Here is a 22339-nt window from a genome sequence, read left to right as displayed (position 1 = left end):
GATGGAGAACCTAAGAGCGATGGAGTACAGACGGAGCGTGGAGGCTGCCGTGTATGATCAGACGATTTTGGCAGGAGACGGGTGGATGCATGATCTGCTGCCGGGTCAGGTGCTTCGGATCGTCGATGTGGAAGGCAATCAGGCCGTAGATACGCTGTTCTATTCAACAGAAGATCCTGCGGATCACTATAGTGCAGTGGGGACGATCACAAGACAAGGCAGTCTGTATCTTACGACCGGCTCGGTGCTGGTTGCTGAATCCGGGCGGGAGCTGCTGAAGATTACGGCCGATACCTGCGGACGCCACGATACAATCGGGGGCGCTTGCTCAGCGCAGAGCAATACGGTCCGGTATGCCCATGACACACTGCCGATGCACAATTGCCGGGACACCTTCATGCTCATGCTGTCAGAGCGGAGTGCGTTTAGCAAGCGGGATTTGGCACCTAACGTGAATTTTTTTATGAATGTACCTGTGACGCCGGAGGGAGGCCTGACCTTTGAGGATGGCATTTCGGGACCGGGCCGGTATGTCGAGCTCACCGCTTTGGCTCCGGTAACCGTGCTGATCAGTAACTGCCCGCAGCTGAATAACCCGTGTAACGGCTACAACCCGACCCCTGCAAGAGTGCTGATCTGGGATGGAAATGGAGAAACAGGCGAAGGAGGCGAGGTCCATGTTTAAGAAGGTTCTGATTGCTAACCGGGGCGCAATTGCGGTTCGGATCGAGCGTACCCTGCGTCAAATGGGAATTCCATCGGTGGCCGTGTACACCAAGGCGGACCAGGACAGCCTGCACGTCTATCAGGGGGATGAGGCGGTGCAGATCGGGGAAGGCCCGGCCAAAGAAAGCTATGTCAATGCTGAGCTGATTCTGCGTACCGCACTGGAGGTAGGTGCTGATGCGATTCACCCGGGTTATGGATTTTTGAGTGAGAATGCTGAATTCGCCAGGTCTTGTGCCAGAAACGGCATTACATTTATCGGTCCGTCTCCGGAGCATCTTGAGATGTTCGGACTGAAGCATACGGCGCGCTCCATGGCGCAGGCGGCAGGTGTGCCTCTGCTCCCCGGCACTGCATTGATTACAGATGTGGAAGCAGCGGTTCGTGCTGCGGAAGAGATTACTTATCCTGTGATCCTAAAAAGCACAGCCGGCGGCGGCGGCATCGGGATGCGAATTTGTGATCATGCCGAGGCTCTGCGCGAGGCGTTCGATGCGGTAACCCGGCTCGCGATGACGAACTTTAACGATGGCGGTGTGTTTTTGGAAAAATATGTGGAGCGCGCGCGGCACGTGGAGGTGCAGATCTTTGGTAACGAGTATGGGGAGGCGGTGGCTCTCGGTGAGCGTGACTGCTCTGTGCAGCGAAGAAATCAGAAGATTATTGAGGAAACCCCGGCCCCCTGCTTCCCGGATCGGCTGCGCCATCGCATGCATGAGGATGCGCGCCAGCTGGCGCTTACGGCAGGCTACCGCAGCGCGGGAACGGTGGAGTTCCTGTATGACCCTGAAGAGGAAAAATATTATTTCCTCGAGGTAAACACCCGACTGCAGGTGGAGCATGGCGTGACCGAGGAGGTGCTCGGCATTGATCTGGTGGAATGGATGATCCGGGAAGCCGCCGGGGATCTGCAGCAATTAAGTGCGAAAGCAGGGAGGCCGCAGGGTCACAGCCTTCAGGTCCGGCTCTATGCCGAGGACGCGGTGAACAGCTTCCGTCCCAGCGATGGCATGATTGATCAGATTGTATGGCCGCGCAATACGCGTGTGGAAACCTGGATTCAGAACGGCGTGCAGGTTACGACGCTGTATGATCCTATGCTTGCGAAGCTCATTGTGCATGCTCCTGCCCGGGATGAAGCTATTCAGGCGATGATGACCGCCCTTGGAGAGCTGCGGGTGTACGGGGTGACAACCAATAAGGCTTATATTGAAGGATTTTTGCAAACCCCGGCTTTTCAGGAGGGGAAAGTATATACACATATTCTGGATGGCTTCATGCCCACCGAGCTTGCGATTGAGGTGCTGGACGGCGGTGTTCAGACCACGGTGCAGGATGATCCCGGCCGGGTCGGATACTGGGATATCGGGGTTCCACCGTCTGGTCCAATGGACCGCCTGGCCTTCCGGACCGGGAACCGGCTGCTTGGCAATGACGATCAGGCTGCAGGCCTTGAAATGACGCTGCGCGGCGGGGCGTACCGATTCCGTGCAGATTTCAGAATCTGTCTCACCGGTGCTGACATGCAGGCGACCATAGACGGGGGCAAAATCCCGATGTATACGCCGATACCTGTGAAGGCGGGGTCCACGCTCACTCTTGGCGAGGCGCAATACGGTATGCGAGCCTATCTGCTCGTGGGCGGGGGCCTGGATATGCCGTTGACCCTTGGCAGTGCGGCTACCTTTACACTTGGCGGCTTCGGGGGACATTCCGGCAGTGCATTGCGAGCGGGTGCGGTGCTTGGCGTCCATCCCGGCCCGCCTGAAGATAGCGCGCCGCTCCTTGCCGGGCTGCCACCAGCCTCGGTACCTCAGCTCGGCCGGGAGTGGAATATTGGCGTCATTCCGGGCCCGCATTGTACCGCGGAGTATGTGCTCCCGGAGTACTTGGAGCAGCTGACGACAACTTCGTGGGAGGTTCACTTCAACAGCTCACGCACCGGCGTCCGGCTCGTAGGTCCCGCACCGCTGTGGGCCCGGGAGGACGGCGGGGATGCCGGACTGCACCCCTCCAACATTCATGACAATGCCTATGCGATAGGTGCTCTGGATTTGACCGGCGACCTGCCGATTCTGCTCGGTCCGGACGGACCGAGTCTCGGCGGCTTTGTCTGTCCGGTGACCACAGCCACAGCCGAGCTATGGAAGCTCGGACAGCTGCATCCTGGCGATCGTGTTTCCTTCAAGCTCATCACCGTGGAAGAAGCAGAGCAGCTGCGCCGTGAGCAGGAAAGCTATCTCAGCACGCTTGCGAATCATCCGGCCTTGCCAGCGCTTCCGGCACAATCCAGCGGAAACTACATGCCGCTCCTTGCTTACGAAGAAGAGGGTCGCCGCTTTCCGATGGCCATCCGCTGCTCCGGAGATGAGAATTTGCTGATTGAGTATGGGGAGCGCGAGCTGGATCTGCTATACCGTTTTCAAGTGTATGTGCTGATGCAGGCTATTGAAGACAGCGGCCAGATTCCATATATCGAGATGACCCCGGGCATCCGTTCCTTGCAGATTCATCTGGATGCATCCAAGATGACGGTCAAGGAAGCGGCAGTCATGATTCTGGGACTGGATCAAGCTCTGCCTCCGCTGGATTCGATTGAAGTACCATCCCGGATCGTTAAGCTGCCCTTGTCGTGGGATGATCCAGCAACCCAGCTTGCGATTGAGCGTTATCAGCAGAACGTGCGCCCGGATGCGCCTTGGTGTCCGAGCAATCTGGAGTTTATCCGCCGGATGAACGGTCTCGGCTCGCATGATGAAGTTGCAGAGGTCGTGTTTAATGCCTCCTATCTTGTGATGGGGCTTGGAGATGTGTATCTGGGTGCGCCGGTAGCTGTCCCGCTGGATCCCCGGCATCGCCTCGTAACAACAAAGTATAACCCAGCGAGAACCTGGACGCCGGAAAATGCCGTTGGCATCGGCGGAGCCTATCTGTGCATCTACGGGATGGAAGGACCGGGAGGCTATCAGTTTGTTGGCCGGACGGTACAGATGTGGAACAAGCATCGCGAAACCGTTAATTTTGAAAAAGGGAAGCCTTGGCTGCTGCGGTTTTTTGACCAGATTCAGTTCTATCCGGTGACTCAGGAGGAGCTGCTGCAATACCGGGAGGATTTCCCGCGCGGGCGCTTTGAGGTTGAAGTGGAGGAGACGACGTTCCGTCTAGGCGATTATCTGAAATGGCTGACGGACATTCAGGAGGAATCCTCGGTCTTTCGGAATCGGCAGCAGGCGTCATTCCAGCAGGAGCGGGAGCGGTGGAGAGAGCTGGGAATTGCGGAATATGTGTCGGAGGCTGAATCGGCTGGATCCGAGGAGCAGGAGCAGCTGCCTGAAGGCAGTGTCGGCATTAACAGCTCCATGTCCGGCAGTGTTTGGAAGGTGCTCGTCAGTCCGGGGGATGAGGTGCGAAAGGGAGACACTCTTTTAATAGAAGAAAGTATGAAAATGGAGTTCCATCAGGTGGCCCCGTTTGACGGAATTGTGGCTGCCGTATACGCCAATGCCGGGGCCGAGGTTAAAGCTGGCGACTGCATTGTCGCATTATTTCCGGTCGAGAAGGAGGCGATGGTCTAATGTCTGTGCAAGCTGTGCCTCATGAATTGACGATTGACTCTCTGCAGCAGGGATATCGAGCCCGTGCCTTTACACCGCAGGAGGTCATGGAAGCTGTAATCCTGCGGGCAGAGCGGGACCGCGAGATGAACATCTGGATCACACCGCCTTCTCTGGAGAACCTTGCACCTTATCTGGAAAGGCTGCAGGAGCTGGAGCCGGCGGAGCATCCCTTGTGGGGGATTCCTTTTGCCGTGAAGGATAATATCGCGGTAGCCGGGTGGCCGGTTACCGCAGCCTGTCCGGCATATGCCTTTACGCCGCAAGAGCATGCCGGGGTAGTAGCGCGGCTGGTGTCTGCCGGAGCTATACCTGTAGGCAAAACCAACCTGGACCAGTTCGCGACTGGTCTCGTGGGCACGCGCAGCCCATACGGCGATACGCATAACGCCTTGCTGCCCGAGCTGATCAGCGGCGGATCAAGCTCCGGCTCGGCCGTTGCCGTTGCCCGGGGTCAAGCCGCTTTTGCTCTTGGAACCGATACCGCCGGATCGGGACGTGTACCGGCAGCGCTTAATCGGCTTGTGGGCTACAAGCCAGCCGTCGGGGCCTGGCCGCTGAGCGGTGTAGTGCCGGCATGCCGCAGCATCGACTGTGTGAATGTGTTCGCACACCATATACAGGATGCCGCGGTGGCAGACAGCATATTGCGCGGACGGGACCCGGACGATCCTTTCTCCGTGGACCGGCCGCTGGGACGCGCTGCTTCTCCCCAGGTATGGCTGCTGCCAAAGGGTCCGCTGTCATTCTATGGTCCCTTCGCCCACGAGTATGAACAGGCATGGGAACGCACTCGGGACCTTCTGCAGCTTCATTTCGCTGTGGAGGAAATGGATATCAGCTTGCTGCAGGAGGCAGCAGCGCTGTTGTATGAAGGACCGCTTGTGGCAGAGCGCTGGTCTGATCTCGGTGATTTTGTTGAGGGACAAAGCGGGGAGGTGTTCCCGGTAACCGAGAAGATTCTGCGCACCGGGGCCAAAGCAGAGTTCAGTGCAGCAGACCTTTTTCAAGCGCAGCATCGTTTGGCGGAAATCAAGCATATTATTGCGAAAGCGCTGAGTGGAGCTGTTCTGCTGCTGCCTACCTGCGGCGGTACGTGGAGCCGGGCACAAGTGCAGCAGGATCCGATAGGCACCAACAATCAGATGGGGCTGTACACGAATCACTGTAACCTGCTGGATTTAAGTGCCGTTGCCGTGCCGTCTGTCGATGCCGGTCCGCAGCTGCCGTTTGGAGTCACTTTATTTAGTGTACCGGAGGAGGAAGGGCAATTGACAGCCGCGGCGGCTCAGTTCCGCAGCCTGGTCGAGGTCGTAACCGTGGCTGTCTGTGGACTGCATATGAGAGGCTTTGCGCTGGAGCCGCAAATGACCGGACTGGGTGCAGTGTTCCTGGAGGAAAGCAGAACTTCCCCGACGTATGAGCTGTATAGGCTGCCTACTGTTCCTCCGAAGCCGGGGCTGGTTCGGGTCGCAGAAGGGGGTGCCTCAATAGCGGTTGAGCTGTGGAGTATGCCGCAATCCTCTCTAGGAGCGTTCACCGCCGGCATCCCCGGTCCGCTGGGGATCGGAAAGATTGAGCTTGACGATGGCCGCGTTGTATCAGGATTTATTTGCGAAGCTTATGGGACGGAAGGAGCCGTGAACCTCACCGAATACGGTGGATGGCGAAAGGCGATGGACATGGCGAAAGCCTGATCAGATGTGAAGCGCCCGTGGTGCAGCTGTGCTGCATGACGGGCGCTTTTTATAGGGGGATGACTGTATGATGTGCCAACTTGTCTGCTCCACACTGTGCGGGGGACGCGCTCTGGCTTGGAGCGCGCGCTGTAGACTGTGCGGCGAGCACGCCCTAGCTCATGCTCTAACGGTTGCCACAGCGCTTATTGATGGCTATTCGGGAGCTAACTAATTCTAACGGTTGTGAGCGTGCTTATATGGTGGAATAAGCCGCTGAAAGGCATCAAATTACCCAAATAACTCGTCTAGCAACCGTTAGATTTACAGTAACCGTGGATTGGACCAATTAACGCTCGTGGCAACCGTTAGAAGCCTTGTACCACCCGCACCACGGTCCCGCCTCGCCTGAATCGCATGCTGCTCCACACTGTGCGGCGGCCCCACACTGTGCCGCGGTCCCGCCTCGCCTGAACCGCACGCTCTCCACGCTGTGCCGCAGCCGGCCTGGCCTGAATCGCACGCTCTCCACGCTGTGCGGCAGCCCCGCCTCGCTTGAACCGCACGCTGCCCCATCCCTTTCCAGCCAGCTCAGAGCTAAACAGGGTAAAAAAAGAAACCTTACATTCTCTTCAAATCTACAATTTTAATATCAACAATTAATCCTTGTCATCCGATATACATAGTTGTCCTTTCTCATCTCAGGAACTGGATTCACTTGCTTTAAGTGGGAAGAGAGAGGCACTGGATTGGATATCTATAGACAAAAAGGGGAAAGAGCCATGAAGCTACTGCGAAACTTATCCATCACCAAAAAACTGATGATCCTGATCCTGATCAGCGCCTTATCGTTAATCTCTGTTGGCATGACGGGATTGGCGTATATTACAAAAATGGCGGGGGACTCGGAAGCGATGTACAAAGACAGCCTCCTTCCGCTGAGTACGATCATGCAAATCCAAATTCAGGCCAAATCCAGTGACGCGGTGCTGCTTGAAATGCTAATGTCCAGCAGTACCAGAAAACATAAGGAGCTGCAGGAGGATCTGTCGGGATTACAGCAGGACGTCAGAGCAAAGCTGGCCGAGCTGCAGCAGAACAACCTGCGCAAAGAAGAGGCCGGGCTGATGCGGGAGCTGATGAATTACATCCAGGCCCTGGAGGAGAGTAGGGAGCAGGTTATGGCCTTGATAGCGGATGACAAGAAAAGCGACGCCTATCTGCAGTACCAGGCTCTTGTCGAGTATCGGGGAGACCGGGTCAATGCTGCGCTTGAAGAGCTGCAGCGCCTGAAGGTGGATTATTCCAGCGCGATCAATGATCGCAATCAGGACAATGTGAACCAGGCGATAACGAGAGTAATCTTGGCAAATATCATTACGCTGACGCTGCTCATCGTCATTGGATACACGATAGCACGGATGATCGTTAGACCGCTGAAGGAGGTTAGGCGGATGCTGACCATTGCCGAAACCGGAGATTTCACGGTAAAAGGACAATATCAATCCCGAGATGAGCTGGGGGAGCTCACTGCCTCCTTCAATCAGATGAGTGCCAAGCTTCAATCGGTGTTCGCTGCCGTTCAGGATTCCTCGATGCTGGTCGCTTCCTCTTCGGAGCAGCTTAGTGCAAGCGCAGAGCAAAGCTCTCAGGCTAGTGAGCAGGTCACCCTTACGATCCAGGAGTTGGCGGCGGGCACAGACCGGCAGGTGGAGATGATCGAAGATGCGTCCCATGAAATGAACACCATGACAGCGTACACCCGGTCCATTGCGGATCAGACGCAGCATGTGAAGAACGACGCATTGCACGCTTCTCAAATGTCTCACGAAGGAACTGCGGCCATTCAGGATGTCAGCGTCCAGATGGGGTCCATCTCGAGCAATGTGAACGGATTGTTTGAGGCAGTCCAAAGCTTGAGTACGCGGTCACTGGAAATCGGACAGCTGGTAGATATCATTTCTGATATTTCTTCCCAGACGAATCTGCTCGCCTTGAATGCATCCATTGAAGCCGCTCGCGCCGGAGAGCAGGGTAAAGGCTTTGCTGTCGTTGCCAGTGAGGTAGGCAAGCTGGCCGAACAGTCGGGCAAGTCGACAAAGCAGATTACAGACATGATCCGCCAGATCCAGCGAGATACGGAGCATACGATCGACACGATGAGAGTTACGTCCGGAGAGGTTCAGCAGGGCCTGCATGTTGTACACCAGGCGGGACGGACCTTCCATAATATAGAAAACGCCGTCGGCAATGTCGTTGGCCGTATTGAGGAGATCGCGAGCACCCTTTTGAAGGTTGCCGAAGGAATCCAACAGGTAAATACCCAGTTCACGGATGTAAGAGCCGTGTCCCTGAATTCGGCAGATCACAGTCAGGGAATCTCTGCCGCCGCCGAAGAGCAGCTGGCCTCCATGGAAGAGATTACCTCCTCATCCCAGGCGCTGGCCGCCTTGGCCGAGAATCTGCAGAAGCTTATTCAGCAGTTTAAGATTTAAGGCTGCAGCTGTCTTTGTCATCCTGTGGTCACCATGGCCCGAGCTCAAGCTTTCACTACAGTTCCAAAAAAGTGGTACAATCATGCTAGTGATGAAAACATCATACACCTTGAAAAACGTATGAAAGGGAGATGCTGCATGGCTGGCCAATTAGCACGAGCTCAAGTGGATGAAAAGACGACTTGGAATCTGCAAGATATTTATGAAACGAAGGAAGCCTGGACCCTTGAATTGAACGCTGTTCAACAAGAGGTATCGCGAGTAACCCAATACGAAGGGAAGCTGCATACAGGGGCAGCGGTGCTCTTGGCATGTCTGATTGAGCAGGAGCAGCTGCTGGCCCGAGTAAGCCGCCTCAACGCATACTCGGATCTGCATCTGGCGGGCGATAGTACGTGTACTGAGTATCAGATGGATGCCGCAAGGGCACGGGAAGTCGTCGCCAGCATACAGTCGGCGCTTTCCTTTGTAAACTCGGAAATTCTTGCGATGGATGAGGGCGTGCTGGACCGGTTCATCGAGGATGAGCCCGGTCTGCAGGAATTTGAGCGCAGCCTGAGGCTGCTGCTGCACAACAAGGCCTACCGGTTATCGCCGGACACCGAGAAGGCGTTATCGTCATTTCGGGAGGTGCTGACAGCCCCATACCAGATCTATGAGCGCGGCAAGCTGGCAGATATGAGGTTTTCTGATATAGAGAATGGACAAGGCGAGCAGGTACCGCTGTCGTTTGCCCTGTATGAGAATAAATATGCAGAGTCACCGGATACGGCGCTGAGGCGACATGCTTTTCGCAGCTTTAGCCAGACCTTGTATCAGTACCGGAATACCTTCGCCGAGACCTATGCAACCGAAGTGAAGCGACAAGTCATTGAAGCCCGGCTTCGGGGGTATCCATCAGTGACCGAGATGCTGTTAATGCCGCAGCAGGTAACCAAAGATATGTATAATCAGGTACTGGATGTTTTGCAGCAGGAGCTGGCCCCTCATATGCGGAGGTACGCGGCATTGAAGCAGCGGGTGCTGGGACTTCATGAAATGACGTTTGCAGATCTCAAGGCGCCCCTGGATCCGGATTTCAGCCCGGGTATGACGTATGAGGAAGCGGGTGAGCTGATTAAGGAGGCTTTGTTCATTCTAGGACCGGAATACGGCGAGATTGTGGAGGCTGCGTTTCGGGATCGCTGGGTCGATTATGCCGTCAACACGGGAAAAAGAACAGGGGCGTTCTGCCGCTCCATTCCAGGCATGCATTCTTACATTCTCATCAGTTGGACCGGCAGCATGAGGGGGGTATTTACGCTCGCCCATGAGGTTGGTCACGCCGGACATCTCATGCTGGGGGCGCGGTATCAGCGGATGACCAATGCCCGGCCTTCGCTTTTTTTCATTGAAGCTCCTTCGACAATGAACGAGCTGTTGCTGGCAGATCATTTGCTAGAGCGATCCGAGGATCCCCGCATGCGCCGCTGGGTCATATCGCAGCTGCTCGGAACGTATTTTCATAACTTTGTGACCCATCTGCTGGAAGGGGAGCTGCAGCGCCAGGTTTATGATCTGGCATCCCGGCAGGTTCCGATTACAGCTAACCTCTTGGGGGATGTGAAAGGGGGCATTCTGTCCGCCTTCTGGGGGGATGCTGTCAAGATTGATAATGACGCCAAGCTGACCTGGATGCGTCAGCCTCATTATTACATGAGCTTGTACCCGTATACCTACGCTGCTGGCTTGACCGCTTCTACAGCGGCAGCGAAGCAGATCCGGGAAGAAGGCCAGCCGGCCGTAGAGCGCTGGCTTGACGTGCTGAAGGCGGGCGGCTCCCGCAGCCCCTTGGAGCTCATGAAGATGGCAGGCGTTGACATGTCCCAGCCCGAGCCCATCAAGCACGCCGCTGCTTATGTAGGCTCACTCATTGATGAGCTGGAGCAGCTCTATTAAAGGATCTCTACTATAATACAGCCAAAATCCCCCCGCATCGAGGCTATGCGGGGGGATTTTGACGTATATCCAGAACCGTACTGCTGGATCTTCATCTTCAAGTATAAAAATATGTTGTTCGTTGCAGAATGATACGTTGTTATGAACTGCTGCTTGCAGATACAAATTGAAACATGCCGACCAAGAACAACAGCAAGAACACGCTGATCACGACAAGTATGACGACAAGTATGATGTTGCGGAGAAGCTTTGACCCGTCCGACTGATGTTCGAGCTGCTCTTCGATTTCAGCTAATCGTTCTCTCAGCTCCCGGATCTCATCCTCTTGTTTCATAAACAGCCTCCTTTGGCATTGGAACATGCTAACTTTTCCGCTATATAGTTTATTTTAACATTAAAGGTTGGGAGTGGCTATTAGCAGGAGGGGCTTATCCCGTTTAAGGAGAGAAGATGTACTATCTCAAGAAAGTTCTCAATGCATCATGGTTACTTTTGACAAAGCTTGGAACAGCATGGCAAAATGTTTATATATAATATGGAGAATTGTGGAAAACAGGGGGTGCCGTATGTCAGTGGCAGCAGAGAGCGATCAGGAATGGGTGCGTGAGATCGGACAGCGGGAGCTGTTTTTTCTAATAAATATGGTGGAGCATGGTGGGATAGCCGGATTTAGAGATCCGTATCCCGGTTACTTGCTTGATGAGCTTGAGGAAGAATGGGACAAGACCCGGCAGCAGCTGCAAGAGCGCGGGCTCCTTTCGGCCGATAGGTCAGATCTGGTGATTGAACCTGTGTTAGAGGCTTGCTTGGCGGTGCTGGACAGTCCTTATGCGGTACGTCTGGAGTTGAAAAAAAGCGGGGAGTCCATCTACGAAGCTTACCTTCATTTTTTGCCGCAGATGGTGGTCGAACGAGTGCAGACCGTAAATGGCGATGAGGAAGGGAACTCTATGGTTCGGCTGAGCGCTATTGCGAACCTGGAGCTGTCCTTGCCGCTGATTGAGCAAGTGTTTCCGGTTGAAGCCGCGGCACAAGGAGTGATCAAGCAGCCGTTTACGCTTCCGGTTGAGGTTTATGACATTTTGCTGAGCGGCAGTGATCAGGAGAAGGCGAGAACCTTGTCCACGAGGCTGAGTCCGGAGCAGGAGAGCCTGAAGGCTCTCATGAAGCAGGCTGAATTTCACGGGAGAATGTCCTTGATGCAGCGCAGCGGACCGGTGTGGCGCCAGCAGGTTATTACCTGCGGTATAGGAGTGGACGGCGGCTGGATCGCTAGGCGTGACGAGGAGCAGGGCGTGCGGGTGGAGAATTATCGGCGCAAAAAACTAGGTTTAGCGGTGAAAACTCTGGTTCAGGATATGCTTGCATTACCCAAAACGAACTACGGAGGTGAGGCGCATGACGAAGATCAAGATTAATCCGGAGCAGCTGGATGAGGCGGCTGCCCGCTTCTTAGCGTGCAGTCAGAGCAATCTCGATATGGCTGTGGAGCTCAAAGCAATAATCGATGGGATGTCCGGCGAATGGGAGGGCGTCACGCGAGAACGATTTTATCAATCCTACACGGGCTCGCATGAACAGCTGCAAAGTGTGTCCGAGACGCTGAAGATGATCGGAGAAGAGCTGAAGGCGATTTCGGGAAGGTTCAGGAGTGCGGATGAGAGCTCCTAGCAGACAGAGTTGGAAAGGGGAGGACCTATTTGTCGAGAATCATAGCGGACATTGCGGCACTGGAACGGGCGGCGTCCCATTTTGCGGCAGCGGGTCAGCAGCTTGGGCAGATTGCCGGGGAGCCGCAGAAACGAAAAGCCTCCATAGAATGGTCGGGCCGGGCTGAACAGAAATATTCAGTCGCATGGAATGAGAGTGAACGTACCTTACATCGCTTGACAGCACTAGCTTCGCAGATGGCGTCACAGTGCCAAGGTGTAGCCGAAGCGCTGCGCCGGGCCGATGAAGAGGAACGGAGAAGAGAACGCGAAGGGCGGTAAGCTGCACTTGGCGAGAAGTGAGGGAGGAGAGGGACGCTTGCGTATCATTGTGGATCCGGGAGAACTGGCAGACCTGCGGAACAAGATGAAAAATGCATCCCAGGATATCGAGCGCCTGGGCCGTGCGCTGGAGAGCACCTGGCGCAGTGTAGATTATGAAGGCTCGCAGCGGGGATCATTGGATGCGGCCTGGGCGGAAATGGCGGGGCTGTTCGGTAAGCTGGCTCAGCAGTATGAGGAGATGGCGGCATTTTTAAATAAGAAAAGCGAGGGATTTGCCGAGGCTGACGGGCAGGAAACCGGCTTCTCGGCCGGAAAGCTGCTGAAGTGGGCAGCCGTGGTCCTGGGAACGACGCTGGATTTTGTCCCCGTCGTCGGCAATGTCAAAGGCATTGTGGATGCGGCGGTGGGATATGATGTCTTTACCAAAGAAAAGCTGACGAACGTAGAGCGTGTCCTCAGCATGCTGGGACCGGCAGGCAAGACGGTGAAGAAGGGCTCTCAGCTGATTGGGATGATTGATGATGCAGCGAGCGTCTCCAAACAAGGAGAACGCGCGTCTGATGCTGCGCGCGCCGTCGACCGTGCCGGTGACTCAGCCAAGGCGGCGGACAACGCGGGTAATGCGGCCAAGACAGCAGATCAGGCCGGGGATGCGGCGAAGGCGGCCGATCAAGCAGGGGATGGAGGTACAGCAGTCGATCGTGCAGGCGATGCCGCCAATAGCGGCAAAGATGCTGCTGCGTCAGGACCGACCGTGAATGCTGCGCCGGGAGCTGCGAGGCATGGGGATGAGGCTGCAGCGGCAGCGGAGAACACTGCAAGACAAGTGGACGAAGCTGCCACAGGTACAGCGGGCTTGGCAGCCGCGGGAGGTGCCGGCGCAGCAGCAGGCATTGGAATGGCACGAACCCCGTATTCCGGCGTGTCTGCTGGCAGCCGGATCCAGAAGAAGGACGGCGTTAATCCGCGATCCACAGCAGGGGACCCTGTCGATACCTCTACTGGAGCCCAGATTATTGAGCATCCGCTACTGCATCTCAAGGGCGCCGAGGACCTGACATTCTCAATTTCCTATCATTCTCTGCTTAACGGCAGCGGAGCTTTGGGCCTGGATTGGAGCCATAACTACGAAATTCGTCTGGAACAGCCTGCTGAAGGCACATTAGAGGTTTGGTGGAGCAGCTTCCGCAGCAACACCTATCAGCGGGGAGAAGACGGCATATTCCGAAGCAGGGATGTGGATGTGCTTCATGACCGGATTATCCGGGCGGATGGAGGCTATCGTCTTGTCAGGAAGGATCAAAAAGTCCTGTTATTTAGTGCTGAGGGCCAGCTGAAGGAGATCCGGAATCCGGCAGGCCAGACACAGCGATTGTCTTTTGATACACAGGGCCGTTTGCTTGAAATCAAGGATGCCTTGAGCGGCAGATCATTTCAATTATCTTATAGTGAAACAGGATTACTTCAATCTGTTGTCGATCCGCTGGGTTATACCGCGTCCTTTCTCTACACAGCAGGACGGCTTACAGATATCACGCCCCCGGATCACAGCCTGATCAGCTGTGCATACACACCCGAAGGCCGTTTATCCTCGATGCGAAGCGGAGAGGGCATCGTTTATTTTGTGAACGAATATGACAATGAAGGACGTGTGGCCCGCCAGAAGGATGCGCTGGGACAATGGTGTTCTTTTGACTATGACGAGGAGAGGCATCCGGGTTGGATCATCACGACCTTTACGAACCGGGAAGGCGCAACCCGGGTGTTTACCCACGACGACCGGTACCGCCTGATTGCACTGCAGGATGAGCTGGGACATGTCACTCGGTATGAATATAATGAGCAGGGGCTCTGCACTTTGGAGGTGGAGCCGGACGGCAAAGAGAGCATCTATGTGTACGATGAAAAGGGACAGCTTACGGAACGACGCATGAATGGACAGCTTCGCGACCTTTACCGGTATAATGAATTCGGTTCCTTGATTTCTTACATTGACGGTGAAGGAAACGCCATTGATTTTGAGTATGATGAGCATCACCGCCCAGTCCTGCGGAAAGACTCCGAAGACGGCCTCATTCGGATCAGCTATAATGAGCAGGGGCTTATGCAGACGATGGAGGATCAATCCGGGGCAGTGACCCGGTACTCCTATGACGCATTCGGAAACCTGGTGACCGTTACGGATCCGCTTGGATGTATGACACGCTATGAGTACGATGCTGGAGGACGCATCACCCAGGTGACCGATCCTGCCGGCGGCGTGATCCGTCAAGCCTACAATGTCAGCCATCAGGTGGTTTCGGTAACCGATCCGCTGGGTGCCGTCACTACATACGACTATGATAAGGAGGGCGCGCTGCGAAGACAGATCGATCCGCTCGGCCATGCCCGGTTATACAAGTATAATGCGGCAGGCAACCTGATCGAAGAACAAGATGAGCTTGGCCGTACGGTTCGTTATCGGTACGATAATGAAGAGCGCGTCATTCAGGTTGTTCATACGAACGGCGCTTCCACTTGTTATGCGTATGATGGGGCGGGGCGTCTTTTGCAAAGCACCGATCCATCCGGTGTAGTCACCCGTTATCAATATGATGCGGCCGGCCGTGTAACGAAGGTTACGGATGGCGAGGGATATGCCCTGCGCTCTGTGCGATATGACAAGGACGGCAATCCGGCAGCTGTGGTGAACGCGCTGGGGCATGCGGTGAACTACCGTTTTAATCGGCTGGGACAGATTCTAGAGAAAGAGAACGCGAAGGGCGATATTACAGCTTATGCGTATGACGGCCTATCACGCCTGGTGCGGGTGAATCAATGCGGCCAAGAGAGCAGCCGGGCTTTTACCGCAGCAGGACAGCTGGCAGGCTACCGCGATGCGGCCGGAAATGAGACCAAGTTCCGCTACGATATGGCCGGCAGGCCGGCAGAGGAGATCACACCGGCAGGCACGCAGCTAACCTATGACTATGATCCACGAGGATTTCTCATCCGCCGCCGCAGTGCGCGCGGTATCGTTATCACCTATACGCCGGATGCGGCCGGAAGGCTGCATAAGCAGGAAGACGGGGCCGGTACGCTGGAACATCAATATGATGCGGCCGGGCGCCTGATCACCATCAGCGAAAGCACAGGAGACGGCACAGCAGCCACGATAGAGAAGCGCACCTACGATTCACTGGGCCGGGTAACTTCTTATACCAATGAACGCGGCCAGACCATCCGTTACGAATATGACGGGCTCGGAAATGTGTCCGTGCTCCACTACCCGGACGGCAAAAAAGTCACGTACCGCTACGATGCAGCGGGGCGGATGACCGAAGTGCGTGACTGGAAGAAGCGGGTGACCGCCTACAGCTATGATGAAAGGGGCCAGCTGGTCCGTACGGACCGGCCGAACGGTACCGCAGAGCTGCGGGCCTACGACAAAGAGGGCCAGTTGATCTCCCTGCTCGACACGGGCGTAAAGGGACGGCTGCTGCAGCAGTACCGCTATTGTTATGACGCCGCAGGGCTTCTGATCAAGGAGAACGAAACCCGGTATGAGTACAATAGTTGGGGAGCACTCACTGCGGCAAACGCCAGCCGGTACACCTACGATGCCTCCGGAAATATGACCTGTATGGAAGAAGGCGATTCCCAGATACGGATGTCCTATGCAGCAGACAACCGCCTGAGAAGTGTGAACGGCGAGGACGTTGCCATGGACGAAGACGGCAACCTTCTCCGAGGGCGGCTGCGCGGACGAAGCCAGGATTTTGTCTACGATGCCCGGGACCGCCTGGTCCAGGCCGGCAGTATTACGTATGGTTATAATGCAGAGAACGAGCGGACCTGGATGAACGTGAAGGGCCAGACCACTCTTTATGTGGTGAATCCGCATGCAGAGTACAGCGAGCTGCTGCTGGAGACCGATGAGGCGGGCAGAGTGAGCGCCGCCTATGTCTACGGGCTCGGCCTGATTGGCCGCGAGAGCGCAGACGGGCGCTACCAAAGCTACCATTACGATCTGCGCGGCAGTACGACAAGGCTCACAGATGAAGAAGGCGACGTCACCGACCGCTATACCTATGGGGCCTTCGGCGAACTCGTGAAGCACGAGGGCACGACCCGCCAGCCGTTCGCCTACAACGGCCGCGATGGTGTACAGACTGACATCAACGGCCTCTACTACATGCGCGCGCGATACTATAACCCGGACATTAAGCGGTTTATGAACCGCGATGTGCTGCGAGGAGAAGTGAGCCTGGGGCTCAGCATGAACCGCTTCGCGTATGTAAACGGCAATCCGGTGACGTTTGTGGACCCGCTGGGGCTGGATGCGATTCAGGCAGGGAAGAGTAAGGGTATAGGAAATGGTTATCAATACTGGAATAAAACCACCCAATTTAAAAACGTGAAAGTTTACCAAAGAGATGATATTATAAATCAAAATATGAAAGACGCACGAGGTAGAACTAACCTTGAAAGGATGCAGAAGGGATTAGCCCCACTTGGTCCAGATGGAAAGTCTATAAACCTTCATCACATGACACAAAGAAATGAAAGTTCGATAGCAGAGGTTACACAGACGTTTCATAAAGATAACAGTTCTGTAATTCACATCAATCCTAATACTATACCTTCAGGTATAAATAGGTCTGAGTTTAATAAATGGCGAACTGATTACTGGAAAAATAGAGCCAATGACTTTTAATGTTAAAGGGGAATGGAAATGAGTGTAGAAAATTATCAAAAAGCAAAAGAAATTATTTTGAGTGAAGAAGAGATTGCAGACTTTGTGGGTGGTCATACAGATGAATTAATTAGTTTGGCTGAAGAAAAATTAGGGTTAAAGTTTACTGGTTTATATCTTGATTATTTAAAGGCATTTGGAGCAGGTAATTTCGGAGCACAAGAAATATACGGAATTATTAATGCTGATTTTGAAAATTCATCAGTTCCAGACGCTATATGGTACACTTTAACAGAACGAAGAGAAATTAATCTACCTAATAATCTACTAGTTATATATGATACAGGGAGTGACGAAATATTTTGTTTAGACTTTAATCAACTTGATGATAATGGTGAACCAAAAGTAGTATCTTTTGTACCTGGAGTTGACTTAGAGAGTCAAACATATGAAATAATTGCTAATGACTTTGGTGATTTTTTATTAGACTTAGTTAAGCTAGAAGTATAGATTTGAAAACCTTGATTGGCTATATGCCTTTCAAGGTTTCTTTTTTATTGGGGGGCTATCCAGTGACGAATAGTTCACTTTTTATTCAGAGAATATGAGTAACTCTTGTAAGCTCTATATTATGTTCTTACAAATTATAAAGTACGTACAACACCTATAAAACCGGTTTAACCCCTTTAATTCGGACCACGCACCTCTTATTCGACCAATTGCATTGAATTGCTTAAGGTTGTTCGGTTTTCGTCATTTTCCTTCCGGCGGTTACACTTTGATGACCTTCGGCTCCACCACTCCTTGTTGAATTGCATCTCGGTATTCGTACGGCGACAGATCGTATATAACTAGAGACGGTCGTATAATACTCGCTATTCGTTTAAAAAGCGTTACGAAAATTAAAATGTAACGGGAGTGTGAATAGTTGAACGTTGTTGGGTATCTACGAGTCTCCACTCAAGGACAAGCAAGAGAGGGAGATGGCTTAAAATCTCAAGAAGATGAATTCAAAGCATACTGTGAAGAACAGGGTTTTATTGAGTATGTGGTAGTTGGACAGACAAAGTTATAAAGTAATTGCTAGTGATTTTGGTGATGGTATGTAAACGGCAATCCGGTGACGTTTGTGGACCCGCTGGGGCTGGATGCGATTCAGGCGGGGAAGAGTAAGGGTGGGGGTGAAACTGCTAAGTCAGTTAACAAGTATTGGGATAACGTTATAGAATTTAATGGTAATAAGGTGTATCCTAGAAATGACTTGTTTGACCCTAATACGATAAGTTCTTGGAAGTCAAAGGGAAAAACGGTTACTGGCACAAATGCTGAAAGAATGGCATCTGGGAGAGCTCCAATAGGATATGATGGTAAATCAATAAATCTATATCATTTAACCCAGACCCAGTCGGGATCTATTGCAGAAGTTAGTCAGTCTTTTCATCAAAAATATTACTCTATACTTCATATTAATACTGGGGAATTACCATCTGGGATAAATAGGGCGGATTTTGACGCTTGGAAAAAAGGATATTGGAATAATAGATCCAATGATTTTATGCAATAAGAAAGAGGGATAAAATGAATAAGTATGATGAGATACAAAAGCTAATTGCTGAAGCGAGGGATTCGGTTGAATTCGCAGATTATGGAGAGGGGATTTCTGAAGAATGGATAATAAAAGCTGAAGAGCGACTAGGTTTCAGCCTTCCTGATTCTTACAAATGGTGGTTAAGAAACTATGGTGGTGGAGAAATCTATGGTGAAGAGATATTTAGTATTTATGAACAAGATTTTGATACCGTTGTCGGTGGAGATGTAGTGTATAATTATGAATTAAACATGAAAAATAAAAATTACAGTAAAGAGAAAGTTGTAATTTGTGAAGCAAATGATGATGTTTTCTATTTTGATCTATCTAAAAGAAAAGATGAAAATGAATTAGCAATCTATTCTTTGAATGATAATAAAAAATATGCGAATGATTTCATTGATTTTTTAAAGAAAAGAATGGCAGAAAAATATTTATAAAACTATTCTTAAAACCTTGATTGGCTATTTGCCTTTCAAGGTTTCTTACTTTAATGCCTATATTAAATCAGCTGATATTTGAGTGAGACAATGAGAAAATGCTTTGTTTGAGAATCGAGAGTTCATGATGGTTGTGCCATCATGGAGTATCGTTTCAATACATGGAGGAACTAACAAGAATGAGAAAATGGGCGAGATGACATTTTACATGGCAGGGGTAGTTATGACATGGAAAGGCTAATAAACTAACGAGAATGACAAAGCTCGTGGCGATAAACAATGGCTAACGTAATAAGGCGTTCTTACTCAGCGTTGGCTTATAAATTTTAGGTTGTATTTTTACAAGAGATGGTCTTACAATATTCGCTATTCGTTTAAAAGCGTTACATAAACTGTTATTTCCGTAACGGAAGGGTGAAAAGTTGAATGTCGTTGGGTATAGACGAGTTTCCACTCAAGGACAAGCAAGAGAGGGATATAGCTTAAAATCTCAAGAAGATGAAATCAACGCATACTGTGAAGAACAGGATGTTAACTTGATACATATTTTTAGAGAGAAGACGAAGGGATTAGTGGCGCATAACTAAAGGAAGAAGCACTAGAAATAGACAGGGTGGGCTTACAAGAAATGTTGGCTCACCTTTCGTCTGTCCAGGTTAATTATGTGGTAGCTGGATAGTTGGACAGGCAAAGTTATAAAGTAATTGCTAATGATTTTGGTGATGTATTGTTCGATTTTATTATGCAAAAAGTGCAAGAAGTATAAACCGCCTGAGAAGTGTGAATGGCGAGGACGTTGCCATGGACGAAGACGGCAACCTTCTCCGAGGGCGGCTGCGCGGACGAAGCCAGGATTTTGTCTACGATGCCCGGGACCGCCTGGTCCAGGCCGGCAGTAGTACGTACGGTTATAATGCAGAGAACGAGCGGACCTGGATGAACGTGAAGGGCCAGACCACTCTTTATGTAGTGAATCCGCATGCAGAGTACAGCCAGCTGCTGCTGGAGACCGATGAGGCGGGCAGAGTGAGCGCCGCCTATGTCTACGGTCTCGGCCTGATTGGCCGCGAGAACGCAGACGGGCGCTACCAAAGCTACCATTACGATCTGCGCGGCAGTACGACACGGCTCACAGATGAAGAAGGCGACGTCACCGACCGCTACACCTATGGCGCCTTCGGCGAACTTGTGAAGCACGAGGGCACGACCCGCCAGCCGTTCGCCTACAACGGCCGCGATGGTGTACAGACTGACATCAACGGCCTCTACACCATGCGCGCACGATACTATAACCCGGACATCAAGCGGTTTATGAACCGCGATGTGCTGCGAAGAGAAGTGAGCCTGGGGCTCAGCATGAACCGCTTCGCGTATGTAAACGGCAATCCGGTGACGTGTGTGGACCCGCTGGGGCTGGATGCGATTCAGGCGGGGATGAGTAAGGGGACAGGTAAATATCAAGTTGGAGCATATAAAGATATTAGAGGAGTAGAAGGACTTGATGCCCATCATGCAGGACAGAAGGCAGCAATGAAGAAGCTAGTAGATAATTATGATTTTAATACGGCACCTGCAATTAATGTGCCAAAGGTGGGGCACACCATTAAAGGACCTAATGGAATAGTTTTTAGAAGTACAAAAGGAATAGATAATCTTAGACAGTTATTGGCAAGAGATATTAGAGAACTTAGAAGAGTCTATGATGACATACCGAATTCTGCTTTAAATAAACAAAAAAATGTATCCAGAAATGAGGAAGTAAAATGAATGATATTTTTGTTAAATCACTTTATGAGACTATCGTTGAAGAGAACCTACAACTATACAAGAACGTGTATGAAACGACGAATGTTACTTCTAAAACAGATGATTATTGGAAAAAAACTATTGGTTTTTACGATAGTTTAACTGACGAAAATAAAGATACTTTAATGAGAATAATTGAAGAGTCTGTAAAATAGATTGTGTAATCCGGTGACGTTTGTGGACCCGCTGGGGCTGGATGCGATTCAGGCGGGGAAGCGTAAGGGTACGGATAAGGCTAAGACAGGACCTAAACCATTTGGAACAGGACCACATAACGAGAAGATTGCTGAAGTTGCTGGTCAAGTAAGTGATGGTAGAATTATTGCAGGAGGACAATTGCTACCTGAAAAGGCTATACCAACACCGAATGGATTAAAAGCAAGTAGGCGTCCAGATATTTTAGTAGAGAAACCTGATGGTTCAATTTATGGAATAAATGTAGGGAAAACAACTAAGTCAGGAGCTCCAATTAAAAGAGAAATGGAAGCAATCTATGACTTGGAAGATGTGGGAATACCAATGCATTTTATTCCATATTTCAAAAAATAGAAGGAGAGAAAAATGAGAAATATTAATATAGGATTTCATGCAACAATTGCTGAAATTTCACAAAAGATAAAAAGCGTAATGTTCCAATATAATCTAACAGCGGTAGTTGTTAGACTGTGGCCAGAATTTGAATTTGAGATAATAGATAACGTGACTTCTGAAATTAATGATGAGTATCTTAATTCTGCTAGATTCATCTTTTTATGCAAAGAGGTTCCTAGCCAGCTATCAAAAAACTATAATGAATTTTTGTCCCAGAATGTTGAAAATCTTGTATTACAAATTGGAGAAAGGACTGAAGCGAGTATTAAAGAATCTACAATAGGTACAAGAGCTGCTGATTCAGAAAATATAAGATTATGGAAAAAAGTTATTGGTATATTTAAAAAGGAAATGTACCAAGGGGTTTGGATTATTGACCCAAGGTCAGGCGCAAAGAAGTATTATAAAAATCATTACTTTACAATTGGTGCGAAAAATGCATATGAAAAAGGTGTAAAGATGAAGGCTTTTGCTGGTTTAAGCGAATATCAATTATTATCAGAGGCCAAATAAGTATTATTTAAAGAGGCTCAATCTAAAAATTAGCGGTTGAATTATTCAACTTGATAACCGCGTTCGATTACATTCGATTTAAATACCAGCTTTGTAGCACTCCATATTACGAGTAAAATAGTGCCTGGAGTGCTACGATAAAAATGCAGTCGAAACACACCCTCGTATGAAATAAAATGAAAGTTGACGAGGGGATGAGAAGCAATGAACCGGTACGACAAAGCATTCAAAGAAGAAGCGGTAAGATGAAGTGATGAAATTGGACCAAAGAAAGCCGCTGAGC

At 51.4% G+C, this 22339-nt stretch carries 19 protein-coding genes and 2 pseudogenes; 18 read left to right on the top strand and 3 right to left on the bottom strand.

The window, feature by feature from the left end; translation table 11 throughout:
- Position 1 precedes the first annotated feature (1 nt).
- Genes ACH6EH_RS11030 through ACH6EH_RS11020 form a run of 3 tightly spaced genes read left to right on the top strand, consistent with a single transcriptional unit; the run spans position 2 to position 6037 of the window.
- Positions 2–685 (top strand): urea amidolyase associated protein UAAP2, encoded by a 684-nt coding sequence (locus ACH6EH_RS11030; protein WP_397332346.1) that lies wholly within the window; start codon positions 2–4, stop codon positions 683–685.
- A complete protein-coding gene (gene uca / locus ACH6EH_RS11025; RefSeq protein WP_397332345.1) occupies positions 678–4301 on the top strand; it encodes an urea carboxylase in 3624 nt (1207 codons plus the stop codon). The genes ACH6EH_RS11030 and uca overlap by 8 nt, the downstream gene beginning before the upstream one ends.
- Positions 4301–6037: an allophanate hydrolase gene (locus ACH6EH_RS11020; RefSeq protein ID WP_397332344.1), complete on the top strand. Its 1737-nt coding sequence runs from the start codon at positions 4301–4303 to the stop codon at positions 6035–6037. Before uca ends, ACH6EH_RS11020 begins: the two co-directional genes overlap by 1 nt.
- A gap of 347 nt (positions 6038–6384) precedes the next feature.
- Here ACH6EH_RS11020 and ACH6EH_RS11015 read toward each other — a convergent pair whose 3' ends face one another.
- The gene (locus ACH6EH_RS11015; RefSeq protein ID WP_397332343.1) at positions 6385–6582 is read right to left on the bottom strand and encodes a hypothetical protein; all 198 of its coding nucleotides are present in this window, start codon (positions 6580–6582) and stop codon (positions 6385–6387) included.
- Between the two features lie 216 nt (positions 6583–6798).
- Between ACH6EH_RS11015 and ACH6EH_RS11010 the strand changes: the two genes are divergently transcribed.
- The gene (locus ACH6EH_RS11010; protein ID WP_397332342.1) at positions 6799–8511 is read left to right on the top strand and encodes a methyl-accepting chemotaxis protein; all 1713 of its coding nucleotides are present in this window, start codon (positions 6799–6801) and stop codon (positions 8509–8511) included.
- 138 nt (positions 8512–8649) lie between these two features.
- On the top strand, positions 8650–10449 hold the full coding sequence (pepF, locus tag ACH6EH_RS11005; RefSeq protein ID WP_397332341.1) for an oligoendopeptidase F: 1800 nt from the start codon (positions 8650–8652) through the stop codon (positions 10447–10449).
- A gap of 139 nt (positions 10450–10588) precedes the next feature.
- Here the strand turns inward: pepF and ACH6EH_RS11000 are convergent, their stop codons facing one another.
- Positions 10589–10783: a hypothetical protein gene (locus ACH6EH_RS11000; RefSeq protein WP_138224730.1), complete on the bottom strand. Its 195-nt coding sequence runs from the start codon at positions 10781–10783 to the stop codon at positions 10589–10591.
- Positions 10784–11015: 232 nt separating this feature from the next.
- Between ACH6EH_RS11000 and ACH6EH_RS10995 the strand changes: the two genes are divergently transcribed.
- The 13 genes and pseudogenes from ACH6EH_RS10995 to ACH6EH_RS10935 all read left to right on the top strand — a co-directional run bounded on the left by ACH6EH_RS10995 (position 11016) and on the right by ACH6EH_RS10935 (position 22056).
- Positions 11016–11867, top strand: coding sequence for a hypothetical protein (locus ACH6EH_RS10995; protein WP_397332340.1), 852 nt, complete (start codon positions 11016–11018; stop codon positions 11865–11867).
- Complete coding sequence (locus ACH6EH_RS10990; protein WP_138224732.1) at positions 11848–12120, top strand: WXG100 family type VII secretion target; 273 nt, start codon at positions 11848–11850, stop codon at positions 12118–12120. The genes ACH6EH_RS10995 and ACH6EH_RS10990 overlap by 20 nt, the downstream gene beginning before the upstream one ends.
- A gap of 29 nt (positions 12121–12149) precedes the next feature.
- Positions 12150–12440, top strand: coding sequence for a WXG100 family type VII secretion target (locus ACH6EH_RS10985; protein WP_138224733.1), 291 nt, complete (start codon positions 12150–12152; stop codon positions 12438–12440).
- Positions 12403–17139: an HNH/ENDO VII family nuclease gene (locus ACH6EH_RS10980; protein ID WP_397332339.1), complete on the top strand. Its 4737-nt coding sequence runs from the start codon at positions 12403–12405 to the stop codon at positions 17137–17139. Before ACH6EH_RS10985 ends, ACH6EH_RS10980 begins: the two co-directional genes overlap by 38 nt.
- A gap of 18 nt (positions 17140–17157) precedes the next feature.
- Positions 17158–17628, top strand: a complete 471-nt coding sequence (locus tag ACH6EH_RS10975) for an SMI1/KNR4 family protein (RefSeq protein ID WP_208204751.1) — start codon at positions 17158–17160, stop codon at positions 17626–17628.
- 418 nt (positions 17629–18046) lie between these two features.
- A pseudogene (locus tag ACH6EH_RS10970) lies at positions 18047–18157 on the top strand (recombinase family protein); the annotation flags it as partial.
- A gap of 90 nt (positions 18158–18247) precedes the next feature.
- The gene (locus ACH6EH_RS10965; protein ID WP_397332338.1) at positions 18248–18682 is read left to right on the top strand and encodes an HNH/ENDO VII family nuclease; all 435 of its coding nucleotides are present in this window, start codon (positions 18248–18250) and stop codon (positions 18680–18682) included.
- Positions 18683–18696: 14 nt separating this feature from the next.
- The gene (locus tag ACH6EH_RS10960) at positions 18697–19146 is read left to right on the top strand and encodes an SMI1/KNR4 family protein (RefSeq protein ID WP_397332337.1); all 450 of its coding nucleotides are present in this window, start codon (positions 18697–18699) and stop codon (positions 19144–19146) included.
- 422 nt (positions 19147–19568) lie between these two features.
- Positions 19569–19816 (top strand): annotated as a pseudogene (locus tag ACH6EH_RS10955) (recombinase family protein); the annotation flags it as partial.
- 110 nt (positions 19817–19926) lie between these two features.
- Positions 19927–20913, top strand: a complete 987-nt coding sequence (locus ACH6EH_RS10950; protein ID WP_397332336.1) for an RHS repeat domain-containing protein — start codon at positions 19927–19929, stop codon at positions 20911–20913.
- Complete coding sequence (locus tag ACH6EH_RS10945) at positions 20910–21107, top strand: hypothetical protein (protein ID WP_397332335.1); 198 nt, start codon at positions 20910–20912, stop codon at positions 21105–21107. The genes ACH6EH_RS10950 and ACH6EH_RS10945 overlap by 4 nt, the downstream gene beginning before the upstream one ends.
- 22 nt (positions 21108–21129) lie before the next feature.
- Positions 21130–21501 (top strand): hypothetical protein, encoded by a 372-nt coding sequence (locus tag ACH6EH_RS10940; RefSeq protein WP_397332334.1) that lies wholly within the window; start codon positions 21130–21132, stop codon positions 21499–21501.
- 12 nt (positions 21502–21513) lie between these two features.
- Complete coding sequence (locus ACH6EH_RS10935) at positions 21514–22056, top strand: hypothetical protein (RefSeq protein ID WP_397332333.1); 543 nt, start codon at positions 21514–21516, stop codon at positions 22054–22056.
- Positions 22057–22097: 41 nt separating this feature from the next.
- Here ACH6EH_RS10935 and ACH6EH_RS10930 read toward each other — a convergent pair.
- Positions 22098–22339 (bottom strand): hypothetical protein (locus tag ACH6EH_RS10930; protein ID WP_397332332.1); only part of this gene is annotated, 242 nt, incomplete at its 5' end.

This window comes from Paenibacillus sp. JSM ZJ436 (assembly GCF_044383795.1).
In the GTDB taxonomy this organism is placed as follows: Bacteria; Bacillota; Bacilli; order Paenibacillales; family Paenibacillaceae; genus Paenibacillus_AQ; species Paenibacillus_AQ algicola.
The sequence above is the reverse complement of the archived record's forward strand: the minus strand, read 5'-3'. Positions and strand labels throughout refer to the sequence as shown.

What these genes read in the sequence shown, in the direction of transcription:
- ACH6EH_RS11000 (WP_138224730.1), bottom strand. Translation starts at nt 10,783, where the DNA reads ATGAAACAAGAGGATGAGATCCGGGAGCTGAGAGAACGATTAGCTGAA.
- ACH6EH_RS10945 (WP_397332335.1), top strand. Translation starts at nt 20,910, where the DNA reads ATGAATGATATTTTTGTTAAATCACTTTATGAGACTATCGTTGAAGAG.
- ACH6EH_RS10975 (WP_208204751.1), top strand. Translation starts at nt 17,158, where the DNA reads ATGAGTGTAGAAAATTATCAAAAAGCAAAAGAAATTATTTTGAGTGAA.
- ACH6EH_RS10990 (WP_138224732.1), top strand. Translation starts at nt 11,848, where the DNA reads ATGACGAAGATCAAGATTAATCCGGAGCAGCTGGATGAGGCGGCTGCC.
- ACH6EH_RS11030 (WP_397332346.1), top strand. Translation starts at nt 2, where the DNA reads ATGGAGAACCTAAGAGCGATGGAGTACAGACGGAGCGTGGAGGCTGCC.
- ACH6EH_RS11010 (WP_397332342.1), top strand. Translation starts at nt 6,799, where the DNA reads ATGAAGCTACTGCGAAACTTATCCATCACCAAAAAACTGATGATCCTG.
- ACH6EH_RS10960 (WP_397332337.1), top strand. Translation starts at nt 18,697, where the DNA reads ATGAATAAGTATGATGAGATACAAAAGCTAATTGCTGAAGCGAGGGAT.
- ACH6EH_RS11020 (WP_397332344.1), top strand. Translation starts at nt 4,301, where the DNA reads ATGTCTGTGCAAGCTGTGCCTCATGAATTGACGATTGACTCTCTGCAG.
- ACH6EH_RS10995 (WP_397332340.1), top strand. Translation starts at nt 11,016, where the DNA reads ATGTCAGTGGCAGCAGAGAGCGATCAGGAATGGGTGCGTGAGATCGGA.
- uca (WP_397332345.1), top strand. Translation starts at nt 678, where the DNA reads ATGTTTAAGAAGGTTCTGATTGCTAACCGGGGCGCAATTGCGGTTCGG.
- ACH6EH_RS10935 (WP_397332333.1), top strand. Translation starts at nt 21,514, where the DNA reads ATGAGAAATATTAATATAGGATTTCATGCAACAATTGCTGAAATTTCA.
- ACH6EH_RS10980 (WP_397332339.1), top strand. Translation starts at nt 12,403, where the DNA reads ATGAAGAGGAACGGAGAAGAGAACGCGAAGGGCGGTAAGCTGCACTTG.
- pepF (WP_397332341.1), top strand. Translation starts at nt 8,650, where the DNA reads ATGGCTGGCCAATTAGCACGAGCTCAAGTGGATGAAAAGACGACTTGG.